17 protein-coding genes and 3 tRNA genes are annotated in these 21,542 nt (G+C 74.4%); 13 read left to right on the forward strand and 7 right to left on the reverse strand.

Annotated features, from left to right (window positions below):
* Nucleotides 1-62: 62 nt before the first annotated feature.
* The gene (locus AB0G20_RS01595; protein WP_361294130.1) at nt 63-938 is read right to left on the reverse strand and encodes a hypothetical protein; all 876 of its coding nucleotides are present in this window, start codon (nt 936-938) and stop codon (nt 63-65) included.
* 167 nt (nt 939-1,105) lie between these two features.
* Nucleotides 1,106-1,810, reverse strand: coding sequence for a FadR/GntR family transcriptional regulator (locus AB0G20_RS01600; protein ID WP_361294133.1), 705 nt, complete (start codon nt 1,808-1,810; stop codon nt 1,106-1,108).
* Between the two features lie 194 nt (nt 1,811-2,004).
* On the opposite strand from AB0G20_RS01600, the gene AB0G20_RS01605 reads away from it, so the two are divergent.
* From AB0G20_RS01605 to AB0G20_RS01640, 8 genes are all read left to right on the forward strand, one after another.
* Nucleotides 2,005-3,336 (forward strand): SLC13 family permease, encoded by a 1,332-nt coding sequence (locus tag AB0G20_RS01605; protein ID WP_361294136.1) that lies wholly within the window; start codon nt 2,005-2,007, stop codon nt 3,334-3,336.
* A 55-nt stretch (nt 3,337-3,391) separates the two neighbouring features.
* Nucleotides 3,392-4,837, forward strand: a complete 1,446-nt coding sequence (locus AB0G20_RS01610; RefSeq protein ID WP_361294139.1) for an acyl-CoA synthetase — start codon at nt 3,392-3,394, stop codon at nt 4,835-4,837.
* A complete protein-coding gene (locus tag AB0G20_RS01615; protein ID WP_361294142.1) occupies nt 4,830-6,170 on the forward strand; it encodes a carboxyl transferase domain-containing protein in 1,341 nt (446 codons plus the stop codon). Before AB0G20_RS01610 ends, AB0G20_RS01615 begins: the two co-directional genes overlap by 8 nt.
* A gap of 80 nt (nt 6,171-6,250) precedes the next feature.
* Nucleotides 6,251-6,643 carry a CU044_2847 family protein gene (locus AB0G20_RS01620; RefSeq protein WP_361294145.1) on the forward strand — a complete coding sequence of 131 codons (393 nt, stop codon included), beginning with the start codon at nt 6,251-6,253 and terminating at the stop codon, nt 6,641-6,643.
* A 32-nt stretch (nt 6,644-6,675) separates the two neighbouring features.
* Nucleotides 6,676-8,361 carry a trypsin-like peptidase domain-containing protein gene (locus AB0G20_RS01625; protein ID WP_361295766.1) on the forward strand — a complete coding sequence of 562 codons (1,686 nt, stop codon included), beginning with the start codon at nt 6,676-6,678 and terminating at the stop codon, nt 8,359-8,361.
* Nucleotides 8,362-8,486: 125 nt separating this feature from the next.
* Nucleotides 8,487-9,494: a MoxR family ATPase gene (locus tag AB0G20_RS01630; protein WP_361294148.1), complete on the forward strand. Its 1,008-nt coding sequence runs from the start codon at nt 8,487-8,489 to the stop codon at nt 9,492-9,494.
* Nucleotides 9,484-13,758 (forward strand): SAV_2336 N-terminal domain-related protein, encoded by a 4,275-nt coding sequence (locus AB0G20_RS01635; protein WP_361294151.1) that lies wholly within the window; start codon nt 9,484-9,486, stop codon nt 13,756-13,758. Before AB0G20_RS01630 ends, AB0G20_RS01635 begins: the two co-directional genes overlap by 11 nt.
* A 169-nt stretch (nt 13,759-13,927) precedes the next feature.
* Nucleotides 13,928-14,965: a rod shape-determining protein gene (locus tag AB0G20_RS01640; protein WP_361294154.1), complete on the forward strand. Its 1,038-nt coding sequence runs from the start codon at nt 13,928-13,930 to the stop codon at nt 14,963-14,965.
* A gap of 14 nt (nt 14,966-14,979) precedes the next feature.
* Here AB0G20_RS01640 and AB0G20_RS01645 read toward each other — a convergent pair whose 3' ends face one another.
* Both AB0G20_RS01645 and AB0G20_RS01650 read right to left on the reverse strand, forming a co-directional pair.
* Nucleotides 14,980-15,933 carry an anti-sigma factor RsbA family regulatory protein gene (locus AB0G20_RS01645; RefSeq protein WP_361294157.1) on the reverse strand — a complete coding sequence of 318 codons (954 nt, stop codon included), beginning with the start codon at nt 15,931-15,933 and terminating at the stop codon, nt 14,980-14,982.
* Complete coding sequence (locus AB0G20_RS01650) at nt 15,930-16,277, reverse strand: STAS domain-containing protein (RefSeq protein ID WP_361294160.1); 348 nt, start codon at nt 16,275-16,277, stop codon at nt 15,930-15,932. The genes AB0G20_RS01645 and AB0G20_RS01650 overlap by 4 nt, the downstream gene beginning before the upstream one ends.
* 186 nt (nt 16,278-16,463) lie before the next feature.
* Between AB0G20_RS01650 and AB0G20_RS01655 the strand changes: the two genes are divergently transcribed.
* The 4 genes from AB0G20_RS01655 to uppS all read left to right on the forward strand — a co-directional run bounded on the left by AB0G20_RS01655 (nt 16,464) and on the right by uppS (nt 20,573).
* On the forward strand, nt 16,464-17,162 hold the full coding sequence (locus AB0G20_RS01655) for an ANTAR domain-containing protein (RefSeq protein ID WP_361294163.1): 699 nt from the start codon (nt 16,464-16,466) through the stop codon (nt 17,160-17,162).
* A gap of 156 nt (nt 17,163-17,318) precedes the next feature.
* Nucleotides 17,319-17,561, forward strand: a complete 243-nt coding sequence (locus tag AB0G20_RS01660) for a DUF6411 family protein (protein ID WP_062926695.1) — start codon at nt 17,319-17,321, stop codon at nt 17,559-17,561.
* 69 nt (nt 17,562-17,630) lie between these two features.
* Entirely contained in the window at nt 17,631-18,596 is a 966-nt protein-coding gene (locus AB0G20_RS01665; RefSeq protein ID WP_361294166.1) for a YihY/virulence factor BrkB family protein, read from the forward strand.
* A 102-nt stretch (nt 18,597-18,698) separates the two neighbouring features.
* Entirely contained in the window at nt 18,699-20,573 is a 1,875-nt protein-coding gene (uppS, locus tag AB0G20_RS01670) for a polyprenyl diphosphate synthase (RefSeq protein ID WP_361294169.1), read from the forward strand.
* 80 nt (nt 20,574-20,653) lie between these two features.
* Here the strand turns inward: uppS and AB0G20_RS01675 are convergent.
* The 3 genes from AB0G20_RS01675 to AB0G20_RS01685 form a co-directional block, all read right to left on the reverse strand.
* Nucleotides 20,654-20,727: transfer RNA gene (locus AB0G20_RS01675), tRNA-Ile, on the reverse strand.
* Between the two features lie 190 nt (nt 20,728-20,917).
* Nucleotides 20,918-20,990 (reverse strand) — tRNA-Asn (locus tag AB0G20_RS01680).
* A 5-nt stretch (nt 20,991-20,995) separates the two neighbouring features.
* Nucleotides 20,996-21,068: transfer RNA gene (locus AB0G20_RS01685), tRNA-Asn, on the reverse strand.
* 160 nt (nt 21,069-21,228) lie between these two features.
* Here AB0G20_RS01685 and AB0G20_RS01690 point away from each other — a divergent pair.
* Nucleotides 21,229-21,534 (forward strand): YtxH domain-containing protein, encoded by a 306-nt coding sequence (locus AB0G20_RS01690; RefSeq protein ID WP_062926707.1) that lies wholly within the window; start codon nt 21,229-21,231, stop codon nt 21,532-21,534.
* The last annotated feature ends 8 nt before the right edge of the window (nt 21,535-21,542 follow it).

Below are 21,542 nucleotides of genomic sequence, written 5' to 3' on the forward strand. Positions count from 1 at the left end.
GACCCCTGCCGGACTGTTCGGCCTTCCGCGGCATCAGGGGACGAATGCCCCAGGCGTCGTGATCAGGCGGCGGCCAGGACCGCTTCGACCACCCTCGGCACGGAATCCGGGTGCAGCCACAGGAACAGGTTCGGCTCGATCAGCTCCAGTTCCATCACGCACGGCTCGCCGTCCGGCCCGGTGACGAGGTCCACGCGCGCGTACAGCGGCTCCTGATCGCCGGGCACGGCGGCCAGCGCCCGCTCGGCGACGGCCAGTTCGGCGGCGGTCGGCTCCCAGGGCCGGAGGTCGGGGTGGGCGACCTTGTCGGCGTCGTACGGTGTGCCCGGCGCGAGGACGGCGCCCTTGACGCCGGCGTGCAGCAGGCGTCCGCCGAAGAACTGCAGGGCCCGCTCGCCATAGGTGTCGATGCCGGTCAGGTAGGGCTGCACCATGACGGTGAACCCCTCGGCGTGCATGCGCTCGACCTGCCGCACGGCGGCGTCCCGCTCCCCGGCCGGGTAGCGGGCGGCGTACCGGGCACCGGCCCCGGAGGCGGGCTTCACGACGTACTCGCGGTCGGCGGGCAGGTCGACGGGGTCGCCGGGCGCGAAGTACCGGGTGGGCACGGCGGGCACTCCGGCCTCCGCGAGCTGCCCGAGGTAGCGCTTGTCGGCGTTCCACCGCACGATGTCCACCGGGTTGGCCAGCCGTGTCGCCTTCCCGCACCGCTCGGCCCACGCCGTGAACTCCTCGGCGCGCCAGCTGTAGTCCCAGGTGGAGCGGATGAGGGCGAGATCGAAGGCGGCCCATTCGGCCGAGGGGTCGTCCCAGTGGACGGCGACGGCATCGGCCCCGGCCTCCCGCAGCGCCGCCACCAGCACCGGCAGGTCCCGGTCCTTGTGCTCCTCGCCGCGGGGGTCGTAGGTGACGACGGCGATGCGCGGGGTGCCGGCCACGGCGACTCCATCCTCGTACGGACGATCGACTCGATGTCCGTCGCAGGCTAACAATCCCGTCCGGAACCGCGACAGCCCGTTTGCGTGGTGGCGGACGTCGTGGAGCGAGGAGAGCCCCGAGGCGCCTGACGCCTGTCGCATGGATCAGCCCGCAGCCGACGGGGGCCCTAGGCCTCCTCCGGCTCCCAGTCCAGCAGCCGCACCTTCGCCACCGTGCGGACGTGGCGGCGCATGGCCGAGGCCGCCTGGCGGGGCTGTCCTGCGACAATCGCGTCGAGGATCGCCCGGTGCTGGGAGAGGGAGCGGGAGGGGCGGCCGGGCTGGCGGAGGGACTCGGTGCGGCTCTCGGCGATCTGCTCGGCGATGGAGCGCATGAACTCGGCGAGCAGACTGCTGTGGGCCGCCGCCGTCACGGCCCCGTGGAACAGCCGGTCGCCCTCGACGCCGTGGCCGCCCGCCTCGATCTCGTCGGTCATGAGGGCGAGCGCCGAGCGCATCGCCGCCAGGTCGTCCTCCGTGCGCCGCTCGGCGGCCAGCTCCGCGAGCTTCGTCTCCAGCGCCTCCCGGGCCTCCAGGACATCGGGCAGGCGCCGGCGGCGTTCGACCATCCGCTCGACCGGTTCGGTGTCGAGGCTGTCCCGCACCAGATAGGTGCCCCCGCCGTGCCGGGCCTCCACCAGGCCCTGGACCTCCAGCACCACGATCGCCTGCTTCACCGAGGCCCGGCTGACCCCGAGCCGCTGGGCCAGGTCCCGCTCGGGCGGCAGCCGGTCGCCGGCGCGCAGACCGCCCTCGGCGACGTACTGGCGCAGCCGCTCCAGCACCTGTTCGTAGAGGCGCTGTTTGGTCATGGGGCGCAGGGCGTCGGTCACGGGCTCCCCCTCTCGCCGGGAGCGTAACACCGGGTCTTCACAGTGGCGGAGTGGCTGAGCCAATTCCTGCGCACCCCCTTGACGGGCGTCCGGCCCGCACCCACGCTGTTCGACCAGCGCACCTCAAGTGGCTCAGCCACTCGGCCACTGAAGGTGCTGTCCAGCCGCTCCGGGGCCCAACGACGGGAGCCCGCATGTCCCCCGAACTCATCTCGATCCTCGTCCTCGTCGTGGTGTTCGTCATCGCCACCACCCGTTCCGTCAACATGGGCGCACTCGCCTTCGCCGCCGCCTTCGCGGTCGGCGGGCTGGTCGCGGACCTCGACGCGGACGGCATCTTCGCCGGGTTCCCCGGCGACCTGTTCGTCGTCCTGGTCGGCGTCACGTACCTCTTCGCGATCGCCCGCGCCAACGGCACCACCGACTGGCTCGTGCACGCCGCCGTCCGGCTCGTGCGGGGGCGGGTGGCGCTCATCCCCTGGGTGATGTTCGCCCTGACCGGTGCGCTCACGGCCATCGGCGCGGTCAGCCCGGCCGCGGTCGCGATCGTCGCACCGATCGCGCTGAGCTTCGCCACCCGGTACGGGATCAGCCCCCTGCTGATGGGCGCGATGGTGGTGCACGGCGCCCAGGCCGGCGGCTTCTCCCCGATCAGCATCTACGGCTCGATCGTCAACGGCATCGTCGAGCGCGAGAAGCTCCCGGGCAACGAGGTCGTGCTGTTCCTGGCGTCACTGGCGGCGAACGTGGTGATCGCGGCGGTGGTGTACGTGGCGTGCGGGGGCCTGAAGCTGTGGGCCCGGGAGGACCAGGCCGCGGGCGATCGTGCCGCTGGGGCCGCACGGGCGGGCGCGGCGGCACCTCGCACCGCCGAGCCGCGGACCGACCCGCCCTCATCCGCTCCCACCAGTACCTCGGAAACCACCCGCCTCACCCCCGCCCGCACCGCCACCCTCGCCTCCCTCCTGGCCCTGGTCGTCGCGGTCCTCGTCTTCGACCTGGACGCGGGCCTCACCGCCATCACCCTCGCCGTCGTCCTCAGCACCGCCTGGCCGGAAGACAGCCGCCAGGCGACCGGCCAGATCGCCTGGCCCACGGTCCTCCTCATCTGCGGCGTCCTCACCTACGTCGGCGTCCTCGACGAGATGGGCACCATCACCTGGGCCGGCGAGGGCGTAGGGGGCATCGGAATCCCCCTCCTCGCCGCACTCCTGCTCTGCTACATCGGCGCCCTGGTCTCCGCGTTCGCCTCCTCCGTGGGAATCATGGGCGCCCTGATCCCCCTGGCCGTGCCCTTCCTGGAGCGAGGCGAGATCGGCGCGATCGGCATGGTGGCCGCACTCGCCGTGTCGGCGACCGTCGTGGACGTGAGCCCGTTCTCCACGAACGGCGCCCTGGTCCTGGCCGCCGCGCCGGACGTCGACCGGGAGCGTTTCTTCCGGCAGCTGATGGTGTACGGAGGAATCGTGGTCGCGGTCGTACCGGCGGCGGCCTGGCTGGTGATGGTCGTCCCCGGCTGGGGATAGCCGGACGATGTCCCATGGAACAGACAGACAGGCAAACAGCTAAGGAGACGGACGCGTGACCCCTCTCTTCCCGGCCCTGACCGAAGCCCCGGCCGACCGCCCCGCCCTCCGGTTCGGCGAGCGCTCCCTGACCTACGCGCAGCTCGCCGCCGCGGCCGGAGCGCTGACGGGCCGCATCGGCGAGGCCACGCGGGTCGCCGTCTGGGCGACGCCCACGATGGAGACGGCCGTCGCGGTCGTCGCCGCGCTGCTGGCGGGAGTGCCCGCCGTGCCGCTCAACCCCAAGTCCGGCGAGAAGGAGCTCGGGCACATCCTGTCCGACAGCGCCCCCGACCTGGTGCTCACGGCACCCGACGACCAACTCCCCGCACCCGTACGGGACCTGCCCCGGATCGACGTCGACGTGCACGGCACCGGCACCGCTCCCGAGGACCACGCCGGCGACGAGGCCCCGGCCCTGATCGTCTACACCTCGGGCACCACCGGCCCGCCCAAGGGCGCCGTCATCCCCCGCCGGGCCGTCGCGAGCACCCTGGACGCACTGGCCGACGCCTGGCAGTGGACCGGTGACGACGTCCTCGTCCACGGACTGCCGCTGTTCCATGTGCACGGCCTGGTCCTGGGCACGCTCGGCCCGCTGCGGCGCGGCGGGTCGGTGCGCCACCTGGGCCGCTTCAGCACCCAGGGCGTGGCCCGCGAGCTGAACGGCGGCGCGACCATGCTGTTCGGCGTGCCGACGATGTACCACCGCATCGCGGAGGCCGTGACGAGCGACCCGGACCTGGTGAAGGCGCTGACCGGGGCGCGGCTGCTGGTCTCCGGCTCCGCGGCACTGCCCGTGCACGACCACGGCCGGATCGCGACCGCGACCGGGCGGCGGGTGATCGAGCGGTACGGCATGACGGAGACGCTGATGAACACCAGCGTCCGAGCCGACGGGGAGGCCCGCCCGGGCACGGTCGGCGTACCGCTGCCGGGCGTGGAGCTGCGGCTGGTCGAGGAGGACGGTTCGGAGGTCACCGCGTACGACGGGGAGACGGTGGGCGAGATCCAGGTGCGCGGCCCGAACCTGTTCACCGAGTACCTCAACCGCCCCGACGCCACCGCCGCCGCCTTCACCGCCGACGGCTGGTTCCGCACCGGCGACATGGCGGTGCGCGACCCCGACGGCTACGTCCGGATCGTCGGCCGCAAGGCCACCGACCTGATCAAGAGCGGCGGTTACAAGATCGGGGCCGGTGAGATCGAGAACGCGCTCCTCGAACACCCCGGGGTGCGGGAGGCGGCCGTCACCGGGGAGCCGGACGCCGACCTCGGTGAGCGGATCGTGGCGTGGATCGTGCCGGCGGATCCCCAGGCGCCGCCCGCGCTCGCGGAGTTGGCCGACCATGTCGCGCAGCGGCTCGCGCCGCACAAACGGCCACGGGTCGTCCACCACCTCGACGCGCTGCCCCGCAACGACATGGGGAAGATCATGAAGCGGGCGCTGGCCCATGACTGAGCGCCTCTCCGCCCGCGCGGTCGTCACCGCCCTCGCCGACGACGGCACCTTCGCCGAACTGCCCACCCCCACAAGGCAGTCGCGGCCCGACGGCCCGCTCGCCTGGCCGGGCTACGACGCCTCCCGCGCCCGGGCCGCCGAACGCACTGGCGAGCAGGAGTCCGTGGTCTGCGGCACCGCCCGCGTCGGCGGCACCCGGGCCGTGCTGATCGCGTTCGAGTTCGGCTTCCTCGGCGGCTCCCTGGGCGAGCGCACCGGCGACCGGCTGGAGGCGGCGTACGCGTACGCCCGCGAACGCCGCTTCCCGGTCGTGCCGCTGGTGGCGACGGGCGGCAGCCGCATGCAGGAGGGCATGCTCGCGCTGACCCAACTCCAGCGGGTGGCCCGCCAGTCGGCGCTGACCCGGGAGGCCGGTCTCGCGCAGGTCGCGGTCCTGCGCGACCCGACGACCGGGGGCGGCTGGGCCACCCTGGGCGCGGGCGCCGACGTGGTGCTCGCGCTGCCCGGCGCCCAGGTCGGCTTCGCCGGCTCCCGGGTGCGGCCGGCGGACGCGGACCCGGCGGCGTACACGGCGGAGGCGCAGGTCGCGGCGGGTGCGGCGGACGCGGTCGTCCGGCCGGAGGAGCTGCGCGAGACGCTCGGGCGGTGGCTGCGGCTGCTGACGTGCCCGTCCACCACGCCCGCCCCGCCACCCGAACCGCTGGGCGGGTCCGCGGTCCTGCCCGCCACGGGCTGGGACGCCGTCCGCCGCGCCCGTTCCCCGCAACGGCCGCGCGCGGCAGCCTACTTGGACGCCTACTTCACCGACCGGGTGGCGATCAGCGGCGACCGCTGCGGCGGCACGGACCCGGACGGCATGCTGTGCGGCTTCGGCACGCACGAGGGCCGTACGGTCGCGTACGCCGCGCAGACCGGAACCGCGACCCGCCCCGCCGGCTACCGCACCGCGGCCCGGCTGATCCGCCTCGCGGACCGGCTGGGCATCCCGGTGCTGACCCTCGTGGACACCCCGGGCGCGGCCAACGACGCGGAGGCGGAGCGGCAGGGCGCGGGCGCGGCGATCGCCGACCTGTTCGGCGCGGTCGCCGGGGCCCGCACCCCGGTGACCACGCTGCTGATCGGTGAGGGCGGCTCCGGCGGCGCACTGGCCCTGGCCGCACCGGGCAACACCTGGGCCACCCCCGACAGCTACTTCTCCGTGATCGCCCCGGAACTGGCGGCGGCCATCCTCAAACGGCCCCCGCGCGAGGTGGAGGCGACGGCGGACCAGCTCCGCATCCGTCCCCAGGACCTGGTGGAGCTGGGGGTGATCCGGGGGACCGTCGGACCGTGACCGGGGTGAATGCCCCATGCGTCATCAAGTACCTTCCGTCACAATGGGAATGCCCAACGCAACGAGACGACGGGGGTGCCGTGGACGGGTTGGTCGAGTTCAGAACCGGTGACGGTGCCGTGGTCGCGGTCGAGGCGGTCGAGGAGCGGTCCGGCTCCCGCCTCGTCTCCCGCGGCGACGGCACGGTCCAGGCGGCCCGCACCTTCGAGGGCGCCCTGGACGGAGTGCGGGCGGCGGCCGAGTCCGCGCTGCGCGTCTTCCGGGACGGCTCGCTGAGGCCCGACGGGGTGGAGATCGAGTTCGGGGTGAAACTGGCCGCCGAGACGGGCGCGTTCATCGCCAAGGGCACCGCCGAGGGCCATCTGGTGGTCAAACTGACCTGGTCCCCGTCCACGCCGCAGACCCCGTCAGCCCCGGAAGCCCCGTCGGCCCCGGAGGCCCCGTCCGTCCCGGAGGCCGGCGCCGCCTCATGAACAGCGCCGTGGACAGCACACCGGCGAGCGCTCTGCACAGCGCCGAGTGGCACGCCCGGATCGAGTTACGGGGCCGGGTGGCCGGAGCGGGTTTCCTGGTCACCCCGAGCACGGTGCTGACGTGCGCTCATGTCGTGGGCGACGGCGAGGACCTGGCCGTGACCTTCACGGAGCGGCCCGGCACCCCGGCCGTTCCCGCCCGGGTCGTCGCGCACGGCGGCTGGAGCGGCGGCGTCACCGACCCCGGCGACCTGGCCGTGCTGGAGCTGGACCGGGAGATGCCCATCGCCCCGGCCGCGCTGGCCCCGGTCGACGCGGCGCACGGCCCGACGGCCCGCAAGCTCGTCGTCTACGGCTTCCCGGACGGCTTCGACGAGGGCACCCTCGCCGAATGCCGGGTCACGGCAGCCCAGTTGATCAGACGGGAGTGGCTCCAGCTGGAGGCCTGGCACCAGGGCGGCCAGCCCCTGGCCCCCGGCTTCAGCGGGGCCGCCGTCACCCTGGCCGACACCGGCGAGGTCGTCGGCATGGTCACGGCGGACGCCGGCAGCGGGGAAGTGCGCACCGGCCGGATGATGCCCACCCAGGTCATGGCCCGCTACTGGCCGGACCTGCAGAGCCTGGTCCCCACCTCCGACCACACCACCGCCGACCGGGCCCGGCTGCGCGCCCTGGTCGAGAAGGCGGCCCGCGCGGGCGTCGACTGCGACCCGGTGCGGCTGTACACGGCGGCGGACCCGTTCGATCCCCCGCCGCCCGGGGAGGGGTTCGACTCGCTGTGGTCGGCGGCCCTGTTCGTGCTGTGCGAACTCGACGGCCCGGGCGCCGCGCGGACCGTCGCCCGGTTCGCCGACCGGCTCCAGGACCTGCTGCACACCCCGGCCGCGGAGCCGTCGGCTCCGGCCTGGTCGCCGATCCTCGTCGAGCTCGGGCACAGCGGAGCGGGCGACGGCCTGGTCCGCGTCGAGGTGTCCGCGTACAGCGAGGGCCGGCGGCACCCGGTCGACTCCGGCACGGTCGAGCAGCACCGGCTGCACGCGTACGTACAGGAGGGGATCGAGGCGGCCTTCCGGTATCTGACGCCCGGCGCGGACGAGTTGGTCGCGTTCGCACTGCCCCGGGACTGGCTGGACTGGCCGGTCGACCGCTGGGAGAGCGCCCCGGACGACGACACGCCGCTCGGCTGCGTCTACCCGCTGGTCGTCACCGACCACGCCCGCCGCAAGGCCAGCACCCGGCACGTGCTGACCCGGACGTGGAAACGCCTCGACTCCTGGCCGGGCGCGCGGATGCACCGGGTGGAGTGCGGCGGGCCGGAGGAGCCCGGGCGGCTGCGGTTGCGGCTACGGCAGCACGACGCCTGCCTCGCCGGGTTCGGCACCGCCCCGGCCGCCGCCCGCACCCGGCCCCACTTCGACACCTCGCTCACCGCGCCGGCCCCCGTGATCGTGTGGTCGCGGGGCGGCTGCGGCTCCGGGCAGGAGGAGTGCGCCGGAGCGGACGGCTGCACCGGCAAGGCGTTCCTCGACGCGCTCGACGCCCACGTCATGGCCGTACCGCCCGCCGAACTCCCGCGCCACGTCCTGGCCCTGCGCGAGGAGGCGCTCGCGGAGGAGGACCACTGGGCCCGCGGCATCCAGCTGCTCTGGGACGACCCGCGGGTCTTCACCGACCCTCACGGCGTCGCCGCCGCACACACGAGGTCGCCGGTGGCCTGACCCACCTACCCGCGACCCACCTACCCGCGACCCGCCTGACCCACCTACCCGCGACCCGCCTGACCCACCCGCCCGCGAGGCGCCTGAGCCACCCGCACGAAAACGGAGAGCGGAGACCACTTTCCATGCCGCACTGGTCCGTCTACACCGGCCGGAACGAGCCGCACGACGGCATCGACGACCTGCCCGCCCCGCCGCCCTGGCGTGCCTTCGACGGCGGGCCCGCCCTGCCGCCGCCGCACGACGGCGACGACGCGACGGCCGTCTCCCCCGACCGTGTGCACCGGGCGAAGTCGTATGTCGCCACCGAGGAGAGCGTCCGGCTCGTCAACGCCGCGCTCTGCCTGCGCCGCCCCCTGCTCGTCACCGGCCCGCCGGGCACCGGCAAGTCGTCCCTCGCCTACGCGGTGGCGCGCGAGCTGCGGCTCGGCCCGGTGCTGCGCTGGAACATCACCAGCCGCAGTTCGCTGGCAGACGGCCTCTACCAGTACGACCCGCTGTCCCGGCTGTACGCGGCCCGGGAGGGGCAGGACACGTCCGGTGGCGTCGAGGACCACCTGCGCCTCGGCCCGCTCGGCACGGCCCTGCTCCCCTACGACCGGCCCCGCGCGCTGCTCGTCGACGAGATCGACAAGAGCGACCTCGACCTGCCGAACGACCTGCTGAACGTCCTGGAGGAGGGGCAGTACGAGATCCCTGAACTGGTCCGTGCCGCCCGGCACTCCGGCGACGGCGCGGCCGAGGTCCTCGCCGACGGCACGGACACCCCGGTCGCCGTCCGCCGCGGCCGGGTCCGCTGCCGGGCCTTTCCGTTCGTCGTGCTGACCAGCAACGGGGAGCGCGAGTTCCCGCCCGCCTTCCTGCGCCGCTGCGTCCGGCTGAAGCTGCGCCGCCCCGGCCGGGACCAGCTCACCCACATCGTCCGGGCCCACCTCGACACGCCGAACGGCGACGCCGACCGCCTGATCACCCGCTTCCTGGAGCGGGCCTCCGGCGGCGAACTGGCCACCGACCAGCTGCTGAACGCCCTCTACCTCACCGGAGTGGCGGGCCTGGACGCCGAGTCCCGTGACGACCTCGCCGAGCAGCTGATGCCGTACCTCAGTGCGACGGCCGACGGCGATGGCTTCTGAGGCCGGCCCCGGGCCGTCCCCGGTCGCCCGGCTGGCGGCGGCACTGTCGGCGGCGGGCGCCGCGCCGACCCCGCGGGAGATCGCCGAACTGCTTTGGCTGGCCGATCAGTTGGAGCAGCCGGCCGGGGAGCCCGGGACCGGCCGGCCGATCGTTCCCGAAGCTCCCGCCACCGGCAAAGAGGCTCCCGGCCCCGAGGAGCAGGCCCCCGCCGCCCCCGTACCCCCGCCCACCGCCGAGGCCCCTGCCCGGGCCGCCCCCGACCGCGTCACCCTCCGCCTCCCCACCCCACGGTCCCCGGACCGCCCGCACCACCCCGTCGGCGGCGGATCGCCCCTCCTTGCGCCCGCGCCCCCGATGCTGCCCCACCCCCTCGCGCTCCAGCGCGCCCTGCGTCCGCTGCAGCGCAAGGTGCCCTCTCCGCATCTGCGCCTGCTCGACGAGCGGGCGACGGCCGACCGGATCGCCCGGCTCGGCGCCCACCCGGACGTGTGGTTCCCCGTGCTGCGCCCGGCACCCGACCGCTGGCTGCGCCTGAACCTCGTGCACGACACCGGCCCCACCATGCCGGTCTGGCACCCCCTGGTGAGCGAACTGCACACGGCGCTCGCTCAGTCGGGCATCTTCCGCACGGTCACCCTGCACCCGGCCACGCCCGACGGCCGGGCCCGCCAGGTCCCCGTCCTCGACGACGGCCGCACGGTCACCCTCGTCGTCAGCGACTGCATGGGCCCGCAGTGGCGTCCGGGCGAGGCGGGCGACCGCTGGTACCGCACCCTGCGGCACTGGGCCCGCCACATGCCGCTCGCCGTGGTCCAGCCCCTCCCCGAACACCTCTGGCCCACCACGGCGTTGCCCGCCGAGCCCGGCCTGCTGACGTCGCCGGCCACCGCGGCCCCCTCGGCGGCCCTCGCGTTCACCCCGTACGACGCGTCACCGCCCCCGGAGGGGGCCGTCCCGCTGCCGGTCCTGGAACCGGGCGCCCCCTGGCTCGCGCACTGGGCGGCCCTGCTCGCCGACCCGGGCGGCGCCCGGACACCCGGCGCGGTGGCCTGGCTGCCGCCCGCTCCCGCGCCCCCCGCCGAGCCCACCCCCGACCTCACCACCTCCTCCCCCGAGGACCTGGTCCTGCGCTTTCGCGCCACCGCCTCCCCGGAGGCCTTCCGCCTCGCCGGGCACCTCGCACTGGCGGTCCCCTCGGTCCCGGTGATGCGCCTCGTCCAGCGCACCCTGGAACGCGACCCACGCCCCCAGCACCTGGCCGAGGTGATCCTCAGCGGCATGCTCACCTCCGCCCCCGGCCCACCCGGCTCCTACGAGTTCCGGCCCGGTGTGAGGGAGTTGCTGCTGCGCTCCCTCCCCCGCACGGCCCGCGGCCGGACACGGGAGTTCCTCGCACAGGTCGGGGGCCTGATCGACGAGCGCGCCGGACTCGCGGCCGGGGAGTTCCGGGCCGAGACGGACAGCGGCCGGGGCGCCTCGGGCCCGGCGTTCGCGACGGTCAGCGAGGAGACCGTGCGGCGGCTGGGCGGGGCGGAACTGTTCGCCGGGCGCTACCGGCTGGTGGCACGCCGCGGGTGGAACGGGCAGGTGTCCAACGCCGTGGACGTCCGCACGGACCAGCAGGTGGTCGTGCGCCGGTACCGGGGCCGGCCCGCAGAGCACGACCGCTTCCTGAGCCAGGCGCGAGCGCTGGCCGGGATGGACGATCCGCATGTCGTTCGCGTGCTCGACTTCGGCGTGGAGGACGACGCGCCGTACCTGGTCACGGAGTTCGTGGACGGCCTGACGCTGTCCGAGGTGCTGCCGGGCATCTCCTTCCGGACGTTCGCCACCCTCGTGAGCCAGGGCATGGCCGGGCTGGAGGCCCTGCACGCACACGGTCTGGTGCGTGGGGAGCGCGGGCCCACCGGTCTACTGCTGCGGCCCGACGGCACTGTGCTGCTGAGCCGGTTCGCGCTGGGTGAGGAGTCCCGGGGCAGGGACCCCCAGTCGGACCTCGCCGAATTCCGCTGGCTGCTCAAGCAGTTGGCGCCGGGCGCGCGGATTCCCGCCGAGCACGAGGACCTGGTCCGCCTGATCAACGAGCACAGGCTGCCCGAGGCCGCCGACTACGCGGCCCGCCTGCACGCCACGGCCCAGTGGCCGCCGGTGCGCTCCTTCACGCTGCTCGGTCCGCTGCGCATCAGCGACGGCACGCAGGACATCGAGCCGCCCTCGCCGACGGCCCAGGCGCTGCTGAGCATGCTGCTGCTCCGCCACGGGCGGCGCGTGCCCCACGGCGAGCTGGCCCGAGGGCTGTGGGAAGAGCCCCTGCCGGAGAGCGAGGCCGCCGCCCGCCTGGAGCGGTCGGCAGCGGAGGTGCGGCACGCGCTGCCCCCCGGCCGCCTCGTCTCCTTCTCGCGCTCGTACGCCCTGCACGCGCCCGACATGTACGTCGACGTACTGCACTTCGAGCGGCTCCTCGCGGACGGCACCGGCGACCCCCGGCACGCCCTCGGCCTCTGGTACGGCGACCCCCTCGACGGCATCCCGGGCCCTGCCGCCGCGGCCACCCGGGACCGGCTGCGCACCCTCAGGGCGGATCTGCGGTCCGGGCCGGAGGCCTCCGCCCCCACGATCCTCTTCGAGGCCGACGACCTCACCGGCCACCCCGAGGCCCGCATCACCCTCGAATACGCGGTGCACGAGATGCTCTCCCGCGGCGCGCTCGCCCCCCACCGGTTCGACGTACGCGTCCGCGGCAGCGGCTACGACGTCCACACCGAACCCGGCACCTACCTCCTGCCCGTCCTGGTCGCCGTCCTGCGCGGCCTGCCCGAGGTCCTCACCGGGCTCGTGGACCCGCCGCCCCTGACCGTCACGTTCTGGGACCGGCCCGCCCCGCCCCCGGAGCCACCGCCCGTGCCCGCCGACATCCAGGTGATCGTCTCCCCGGCCGTCTACGAGCAGTTCGCCGCCAGCTCGGCCGCCCAGGGCCCCCAGCGCTTCCAGCCCCTCTACCAGGACGGCGCCACGGACACCCCGCCCGTCGCCTGGTACTGCCCACTGTCCCCCGCCACGCCCCCGGAGCCCGAGGCCCGCGACCTGGTGCAGGGCCCCTTCATCACGCGCGACCTGCGCCGGCTCGGCATACCGGCCCCGGGCCGCACGGCCGTCGTCCACACCCGGCCCGACGGCCCGCTGACCCTCCTCGACCCCGCCCGGCCGCACGGCGAGGCCTCGCGGCTCGTGACGTACTACGAGGTGGACCTCACCACGCACCAGGCCCACCACCGGGTCTCCCTGCCGAGTTCCGGCAAGGGCGCCTTCGCCGCCGCGGTCGAGCTGTCCTGGCACGTGGAGGACCCGGTCGCCTTCGTGCGTGCCGACGTCGGCCGGGTGTCCGAGCCACTGCTCGGTCACCTGCTGGAGGAGGCGGCCCGTATCACCCGCCGGCATCCGCTGCGCCGGGCCGGCGCCGCCCAGCGCGCCGTCAACGCCGGGCTGCGCCGCTGGCCGGTGCCCGGGCTGTCGGTGACGGCGTCGGTCCAGCTCGGCCCGGAGGGCGCGGCCCTGCCCGGACCGCAGGGGACCGCGCCCGCACAGCGCCCGCTGCCCCGGCTCCTCGGCGAGGCCGAGACGGTGCTGCTCGGCTTCGACGGCCCGATGGCCCGCCTGTTCTCGGCGAGCACCGCGCGCGAGGCCGTGCTCGGCCTGCTCGCCCTCGTCGACGAGCACCGCGACCCGCGGCACACCCTGCCCGGCGCGGTGCGGGAGACGTTCGCCCATCCGCTGGACGTGCTCCGGGCGTTCGCGCGGGACCCGCTCGGGCCGCTGCTGCGGGAGCGTCTGGACGAGCTCGAACTCCTGGCGGTGCCGCACGCCCCGGCGACGCACAACTCCGCGCCCCTGGTCCGTACCCTGCATGCCTCCGGCCGCCGCGTCTGTGTGATCACGGACGTCTGCGCCGAGGCCGTACCCCGCTACCTGCGGCCCTACGGAAACCTGCCCCTGGCCGGCGTCCACGGACGGGCCGAGGACCTCTCTCTGCTCACCCCGCACCCGGACTGCATGCTGCGCGCCCTGGAGGCCTGCGAGGGGTCCGCCTCGACGGGCCTGGTGATCGGTTCCACGGTCGCCGAGCTCGCCGCCGCCCAGCGGGCCGGGCTGCGCTTCGTCGGCCTCGCCCGGAACACCACCACCGACCGGCAGTTGCGCGAGGCCGGCTGCGAGACGACCGTGACGTCCCTCGCGCCCCTGCTGGAGGCCGCGCGCTCCCTGTGACCGAACGTCGAACCCCCCGTTCGGCGGCGCCCCGCCCGGCCCCCCACGAAAGGCGGCCCGGCCCCGTCCCGCGCACGATGCGAAGGAGGCCCGCCACCCGGCGGACCCACGTCTGCGAGGCCCGCCACCTGGCGGCCCCCCACAGTCTGTGCTCTCGGGAGGACCTGCCATGACCGCCAGTCTGGAGCAGTTGCGCCGCTGCCATTTCGCCGTCGACCTGGGGGCGGCCCGCACACGCGTGTACGTCAAGGGCGCCGGGCTCGTCGTGGACCAGCCGTCCGCCGCCGCCGTGAACACCCGCACCGGCGCGCTGATCGCGGTCGGCGAGCTCGCCGAGAAGATGACGGGCCGCACCCCGCACTACATCCGGGTGGTACGGCCGGTCTCCGGCGGCACCGTCGTCGACATCGAGATGGCGCAGCGCATGCTGCGGCACCTGCTCGGCGACAAGATGCGCCGCAGTCTGCGCCGCAAGCCGATCCTGCGCGCCGCGGCCTGCACCCCGCACGACGCCGACCCGCTGGCCCAGCGCGCCGCGATCGAGACCCTCGTCGGCCTGGGGGCGCGCCGCGTGGAACTGGTCGACACGCTCATCGCCGCGGCCGTCGGCTGCGGGCTGCCGGTGGAGCAGCCCGAGGCCACGATGATCATGGTGTGCGGGGCGGCGGCCACGCAGGTGGCCGTGCTGTCCCTCGGCTCGATCGTCACCGCCGAGCGCATGGCGGTGGGCGGCGAGGCCGTCGACCACGCCATCGTGCAGCACCTGCGTCACGAGCACGAGCTGATGCTGCCGAGCCAGTCGGTACGGCCCTTGCAGCTGGCCCTCTCCGGCAACGGCCTCACGGCGCAGGGCCCGGCCTCCACGGAGATCCACGGCCGGGACGTCGCCACGGGCCTGGCCCGCTCCGTCCAGGTCGACACCGCCGCCGTACGGGACGCCATCCAGACGCCGCTCACCGCGGTCCTCGACGGCATCGGCAAGGTGCTGCGGGGCTGCCCGCCCGACCTGGTCGCCGACCTCGCCGACCGGGGGATCATGATGGTCGGCGGCAGTGCCCTGCTGCCGGGCCTGGACCAGATGCTGCGGCAGGCGACCGGCATGCCGGTGCACATCGCCGAGCGCCCGGACGTGTGCGCCGTGCAGGGTCTCGGGGCGATGCTGGAGGGCAGGATCGCGCCGCTGGCGCTGGACCCGCTGGGCACCTGAGCGTCAGGCGCCGGTCAGCGGGCGAACCAGCAGCGCACGGTCGTCCCGCTGTCGCTCCGGTGCACCCGCACCAGGTCGGCGATCAGGTTGACCAGCAGAATCCCGCGCCCGCCGCGCTGCTCGCGGGGCACGGGCCGGCGTCCGGCCAGGAGATCCGCGAGGTGCCCCTTGTCGCGGACCTCGCACACCACGTACCCGTCCTCGGCCCACACCCGCAGCACGCCCGAACCGCCGCCGTGCACCACGCTGTTGGTGGTGAGCTCGGCCGTGGCGAGGGCCATGTCGTCCAGCTTCACGCCGACGAGGCCGAGGCGCGCGCCCTCCCCGACGGCCATGTGCCGGGCGTGGGGGAGCGAGTCGGAGTCGAAGGCGAACGTCAGCGCCTCCTGCACGGGCGGCAGCGGCTCGTTGTAGCGGACGACGACGTCCCCGGGGGCGTACGCGTCGCTGTCCTGCTCCGCCCGGGAGCCGGGGTGGATGACGGTCGGGTGGGTCGCGTACGCGTCGGTGACCATGTGCTCGGGCAGCCGCGCGACGTCGTACGGGCACATGATCGTCGCCGTACGGCCCTGGAAGGCGGCGTTGATGAGTGCCTCGTGCTGGACGCAGGCCGGGTACTCGGTCTCGGAGCGGCCCGCCCAGATGGGCTCGCCGATGATCCGCACCCGGTGGCCTGCGGGCTGGGCGTCGGCGAAGGCGCGCAGCACTCCGGGGATGATCCGCCCGGGGTTGCGTCCGGCCTCGCGCATGTCGAGGAGCCGCACGGCGTCGGCGGCGTCTCCCAGCGCGTCCCTGATCAGGGCGAGGTTCTTGCCGGGCACGGCGACGGCGACCGGCTCGCCGGCGTCCAGGCCCGCGTGCACGAAGGGCAGGGTGCCGTCGAGGTACTCCTGCTCGTCCCGGTAGAAGAGCGCGGGGTGGGCGAAGGGGTCGAGGGGGCCGAAGGGCTCGGTGACGGCGGCGGTCATGACGTCGACACCTCGATTCCCGGCTGGCCCGGCCACAGCAGGTCCAGCGTGCGCCGCAGCGCGGGCGGCGGCCGGCGCACCACGAACCGCCGGCCGTCCCGGAGCTGCCCTGCGGCCGCCGCGAGCGCACCGGCGCCCGCGACGTCGACGAACGTCACGCCGGACAGTTCGAGGTAGTACACGTCATCGTCCTCGCGAACAGCCTGCTCCAGTACGCCTTCCCAGATCGCACGTGTTGTCAGGCCTACTTCTCCCGCCGCCCGGACGCCCTGCTGCCCGGCCAGCGGGAACACCGCCAGGCCCGGCACGGGGCCGGTCGCCGACAGGTGATGCCGAGTGTTCAAGCCCCTCTCCCCACGCTTGTGGACCCCTGGCGCTCGTACCCGTCCGGGACAAGCTCATTCCCCCGAAAGGTGTGTAGTACGCCGTACGGCGGGCAGGCGCACCTCACACCGACGTCCACGGGGGCGAGTGACGTCGTGCAGTCCGGCGAGACGAACACGACCGATGAGGACCGACAAGGCGGTGACATGACCTCAACGGCATCACCACATCTCACAGGAGGGCTGGACACCCTGGTCATCTGTGGCCGCGTCGACGCGGACCGCGCCGAGCTCACCCCGCGCGGTGAGCTCGTTCACGGCTGCGCGGAAATCCTGGCCAGAACCCTGGCCGGCCTGCCCCCCACCGTGACCCGGGTTGATCTGGACATGGCGGGCGTGCACTTCATGGACACGGCCGGTCTGCAGTTCCTGGAGGTGCTGGCCGACCACGGCCGGCAGCGGTACCTGACGGTGACGGCGACGAACTGGAACGGACAGCCGCGCCGGATCCTGGAACTGGCGGGCCTGAACACGACCGACCCGCTGGCCGGCCTGGCCGTCACCGGCCCGGTCCCCGCCGTGCCGTCGACCGCCCCGGCCTCCTCGGCGGTCGCCCTGGAACGCGCGGAGTGCCTGCACGTCCTCCAGGAGGAGGTCGAGCAGCTCCGCCAGGCCATCGCCTCCCGCCCCGTCATCGACCAGGCCCGGGGCATCCTCATGGCCACGCACGGCTGCACGTCCGACGAGGCGTGGCACATCCTGCGGGAGACGTCCCAGCTGTCGAACACGAAGCTGCGGGATGTCGCGGCGGCGGTGACGGCGAGCGCGGAAGCGGACGGCCCGCCGCCGTCGGCCGAGCTGCGCACGGCGCTGCAGCGGGCGGTCGCGAGGCGCCGCCGGGGTTGAGGGAGCCCGGGGCGTCCGGTTCCGTGCCGGAGACCCCGCGCCCCGTCCCGGGCGGACGGCGGAAGTGACCCGACAGCGGGCACCGGCACCCGGAAGGCCACATGGAGGCGCCGCGACGGGGCACTCGTATCTCCCGACCAGTCAAGGGAGTTGCTTGTGATCATCGCCGTCGTCATAGCCGGGTGCGTGCTCCTGGCCGTGCTCGCATTTCTCGTCCCGCGCCTCTCGCGCCACCCCGAGCGCGGCACCCAGCGTTCGCTCGGCGCCGGCGCGCGGGCGGGCGGCAAGGCACCCGGCGTCCTGGGCAGGCTCTTCAGCAAGCCCTTCCACTCGAGCTCCCGCGCGGTGAGCCGCAGCGGCTCCGCCGGCCGACGCACCCGGGGCCGCATGCCCTTCTGACCCGCCACGCGGCCGTGCCGCCCGGCATGCTGGTCCGGTACGCAGGGCAGGCAGAAGGAGACCTTCTCGATGGGCACCGCAGTGCACGTCCCGCAGACGCGGGACATGATCGGGGAGGAACTCTCCGGGGACGAGGCGTTCACCGCGCTGCGGCGCTACGGAGGCCGTCGGCTGCTCCTCGACGCGTTCACCCGGTTCCGCTACGCGGACGGCTTCAGCAGCTCCCGCTCCCTGGCCTTCCAGGTGGTCCTGGGCATGGTGCCGTTCACCATCGCCCTGGTCGGCGTGGCCACCACCGTGCACACGGAGAGCGTGGGGCGGATCATCGAACTCACCCTCGGCCGGATCGTGCCCGGCGCCAGCGCGAAACTGATCGAGGACGCTCTCGACAGCACCGAGCGCAGCGCCGGTTCCGGCGTGTGGGGCGCCGTCGCCATGTGGCTGGGCCTGGCCTTCGCCGTACTCAACCTGGCCTCGGCGATGGCGCAGGTCGAACGGGGCGCCAACCGCATCTACGGCATCGAGCGCGACCGGCCCTTCCTGGCCAAGTACGGCCGTTCCCTGCTCCTGGCCCTCGCCGCGGGCATGCCGATGGTCCTGGGGTTCCTCGTGCTCGTGGCCGGTGACGCCGTCGGCAGCGCGGTGGTGCAGGCCCTCGGCTGGTCCCGCACCTGGCTCGACTGGTGGGGCGCCCTCGACGTGCCGCTCGGGGTGCTGCTCGCGTGGGTCGCCTCGTCGGCGATCTTCCGCTGGGCGCCGCGCCGGGACCAACCGGGTTACACCTGGCTGGCGTTCGGCTCCGCGGTCCATCTGGTGCTGTGGATCACGGCCACCTGGCTGCTGGCCCTCTACGTCGCCAAGAGCGGCTCCTTCGGCGCCGTCTACGGGCCGCTGACGGCCTTCGTCGCCCTGCTGCTGTGGGCCAACCTGACCGGTGTGGCCCTGTTCCTCGGCATCGCGTTCGCCGCTCAGCTCGAGGCGGCCCGGGCCGGCATCACCGAGGCCGTGCGGCCCGACCCGGGACCGGGGCCGTGACGTACCCGGCACCGGCGGGCGCGCGGGCGGGCCGGGGCGGATCGCTGACGCGCGCCCAGGCCCTGTGATCACCGCGCTGAACCAGGACGTATCGTCCTCGGTGTGAGCGATGTGCCCCCCGCGACCACAGCACCGGCAGAGCGAGAAGCGGCCTGCGAAACCTCCGGACGGGCCGGACTCCCGGTGACCGGCGACGATCCGGCCCTGCGGGCGGCCTACCGACTGTGCCGGCGCCGGACGAAGGACCAGGACCCGGCGGAGTACGCGCTGATCCAGCTGGTGCCCGCGGCCCTGCGCCCGGCGCTCCACGCCCTCTGGGCGGCCGCCAACGCCCTCGACGACCTCGGCGACGACCGCACCGCGCCCGCCGCCGAGCGGGCCGCCCGGGTCGAGGCCTGGATTGCCGCCCTGCACCGCGAACTGCCCACCGGATCGAGCCCGGACCCGGTCCGCCACGCCCTGGTGGACACCGCGAACCGCTGGCGCCTGGACCTGACCGAGCTGCGGGACGCCATGGCCCAGGTCCAGGACGACACCCGCGGCAGGCACTTCGCCGACTGGGCGGAGTGGCGCACCTGGGGCCGGGACAACCTCCTGCCCTGGTTCGGCCAGGTCCGCACCATCTTCGACCGGGCCGGTGTCCCCGTGGCACTGCGTCTGGACACCCGGGAGACCTACGAGGAGTTCCTCGACGGCGTCCGGCTCACCGACATCCTCACCGACCTGGCCGCCGACCTCGCCCAGGGCGACCTCCTGCTGCCCGCCGAGGCCCTCGACCTCCACCCCGGGTCGGCGGCCGACCTGGCGCGGCGCCGCTGGAGCCCCGCCGTCGCCGCCCTGATCACGCATCTGACCGGCCTGGCCCGCCAGTGGGTGACCCAGGAGGCCCTCACCCGCGGCATGCACCCCGGCCCCGCCACGGTCCTGCACACCATGGCCGCGCTGCTGCACACCCAGCTCGACGCCGTCGACGCGGCCGGCCCGGCCCTGCTCCACTCCCCGCCCCGGCCGGCGCTCCGCAGCCGGGCCCGCATCCTCGCCCCCGCCCGGGCCCGCGCGGCCCTGGCCTGGAGCCTGACCCCGCTGACGGTGCCGCCGCCGCATCACCCCGGCGCCCCCGGGCCACCGGCACCCACCCGCCCCTCGCCCACCAGTACCTTCCGGCGGCCGCCGCCCCACCCGAGCGGCGAGCGGCCCCCTGAGTTCCCGCCCGGCCATCTGCCCGCCCACGTCGCCGTGATCATGGACGGCAACGGCCGCTGGGCCCAGCAGCGCGGCCTGCCCCGGCCCGAGGGCCACCGGGCCGGCGCCACGGCCGTCCGCGAGGTGGTCCACGGCGCCCTGGACATCGGCCTGCGCCACCTGACGCTCTACACCTTCTCCACCGAGAACTGGCGGCGCGACCCGGAGGAGGTCGACGCGATCCTCGACCTGCTGCGCGGCGACCTGGCCGAGAACCCCTTCCGCGACCTGGACGTCCGGCTGCGCTGGCACGGCCGCGCCGGCCGCCTGCCCCCCGACCTGGTCGACCTTCTCCATCTGCGGGAGCGCACCACCCGCGCCCGCACCGGCCTGACGCTGACGATGTGCATCGACTACGGCGGCCGGGACGAGCTCACCCGCACGGCCGCCGCCCTGGCCCGCCGGGCACGGGCCGGCCACCTGGACCCCGGCCTGATCGCCGAGGACGACTTCGCACGCCACCTGCCCCGCCCGGACATGCCGGACGTGGACCTGCTCTGGCGCACCGGCGGAGAACAGCGCGTCTCCAATTTCCTGCCCTGGCACACGGCCTACGCGGAGCTGCACTTCACCCCGGGCCTGTGGCCCGACACCGACCGCCGCGATCTCTGGCAGGCGGTCACCGCCTACACCCACCGCCAACGCCGCCACGGCTCCACCCCGGCCACCGTCCCCGCCGACGGACCGTCAGCAGCCCGCCGTTCCACAGCCCCTGCTGCGGGGCCGGGCGGGTGAACCGGGTGCGCCGCCCTGGAGCGGCACCGTCGTTCTCGCACTCCCGCGAGTAGAAACGGTTCTGCGCGTGTAGCGCGCGGTGGGGCGGGTGGGACTCGAACCCACGGCCGACGGATTATGAGTCCGCTGCTCTAACCGGCTGAGCTACCGCCCCATAGCGGCGTGTCGCGTACATGTGTGCGCGCCGTCTGCCGCAGCATAGCCGCTCATACGATCTCCTGCTTCGGCTGGGCGGCTTCGCACGGCCTACGTGACCTTGAGGACTGCGCCGGGTGCCGCGCGGTTCCCGGGGCAGCGGAACGGACATGAAAAAGGACCCCTCAGAGGGGCCCTCGTTCATCCTGCTCCCCCGACTGGACTCGAACCAGTAACCTGCCGGTTAACAGCCGGCTGCTCTGCCAATTGAGCTACGGAGGACCGAGCTCCCCGGACTGGACTCGAACCAGTAACCTGCCGGTTAACAGCCGGCTGCTCTGCCAATTGAGCTACCGAGGAAGGTCTCGTATTGCATCGAACGCACCTACCTGGGTATCCGCCAGGGGGCGCGCGTTCGCTGCGACACATACATTAGCGCAAGCAGGGGGGTGCTCCGCCAATCGGTACTCCCCGGCACCGACGCCGCACCGGAGACCTACGCAAGGAAAGGGTGGCCGCCATGCGTTACCGGCTCACGTTCGTCGCCGGAGTCGTCCTTGGTTACGTGCTGGGCACGAGGGCCGGACGCGAGCGCTACGAGCAGCTGAAGAAATCAGCCCGGCAGTTCGCTCAGAACCCAGCCGTCCGCAACACCGCGGAGACGGCGGCCCATCAGGGCCGTGAGTTCGCGGGCAAGGCGTACCACGTGGTGAGCGACAAGGTCGGCGACCGGGTCCCCGACTCGGTGGCGGACCGGGTCCGTCACCTCCGCGACCGAGCCACCCACAACGGTGGCGAGGACGACTGGGGCACGACCAACACGTAACAGTTGTT

The organism is Streptomyces sp. NPDC024017 (assembly GCF_040638895.1).
Classification (GTDB): Bacteria; Actinomycetota; Actinomycetes; order Streptomycetales; family Streptomycetaceae; genus Streptomyces.

Bases quoted from the DNA above. Each gene is read 5' to 3' on its own strand.
- AB0G20_RS01605 (WP_361294136.1), top strand. From the start codon at position 2,005: ATGTCCCCCGAACTCATCTCGATCCTCGTCCTCGTCGTGGTGTTCGTC.
- AB0G20_RS01615 (WP_361294142.1), top strand. From the start codon at position 4,830: ATGACTGAGCGCCTCTCCGCCCGCGCGGTCGTCACCGCCCTCGCCGAC.
- AB0G20_RS01630 (WP_361294148.1), top strand. From the start codon at position 8,487: ATGCCGCACTGGTCCGTCTACACCGGCCGGAACGAGCCGCACGACGGC.
- AB0G20_RS01635 (WP_361294151.1), top strand. From the start codon at position 9,484: ATGGCTTCTGAGGCCGGCCCCGGGCCGTCCCCGGTCGCCCGGCTGGCG.
- AB0G20_RS01640 (WP_361294154.1), top strand. From the start codon at position 13,928: ATGACCGCCAGTCTGGAGCAGTTGCGCCGCTGCCATTTCGCCGTCGAC.
- AB0G20_RS01645 (WP_361294157.1), bottom strand. From the start codon at position 15,933: ATGACCGCCGCCGTCACCGAGCCCTTCGGCCCCCTCGACCCCTTCGCC.
- AB0G20_RS01655 (WP_361294163.1), top strand. From the start codon at position 16,464: ATGACCTCAACGGCATCACCACATCTCACAGGAGGGCTGGACACCCTG.
- AB0G20_RS01665 (WP_361294166.1), top strand. From the start codon at position 17,631: ATGGGCACCGCAGTGCACGTCCCGCAGACGCGGGACATGATCGGGGAG.
- AB0G20_RS01690 (WP_062926707.1), top strand. From the start codon at position 21,229: ATGCGTTACCGGCTCACGTTCGTCGCCGGAGTCGTCCTTGGTTACGTG.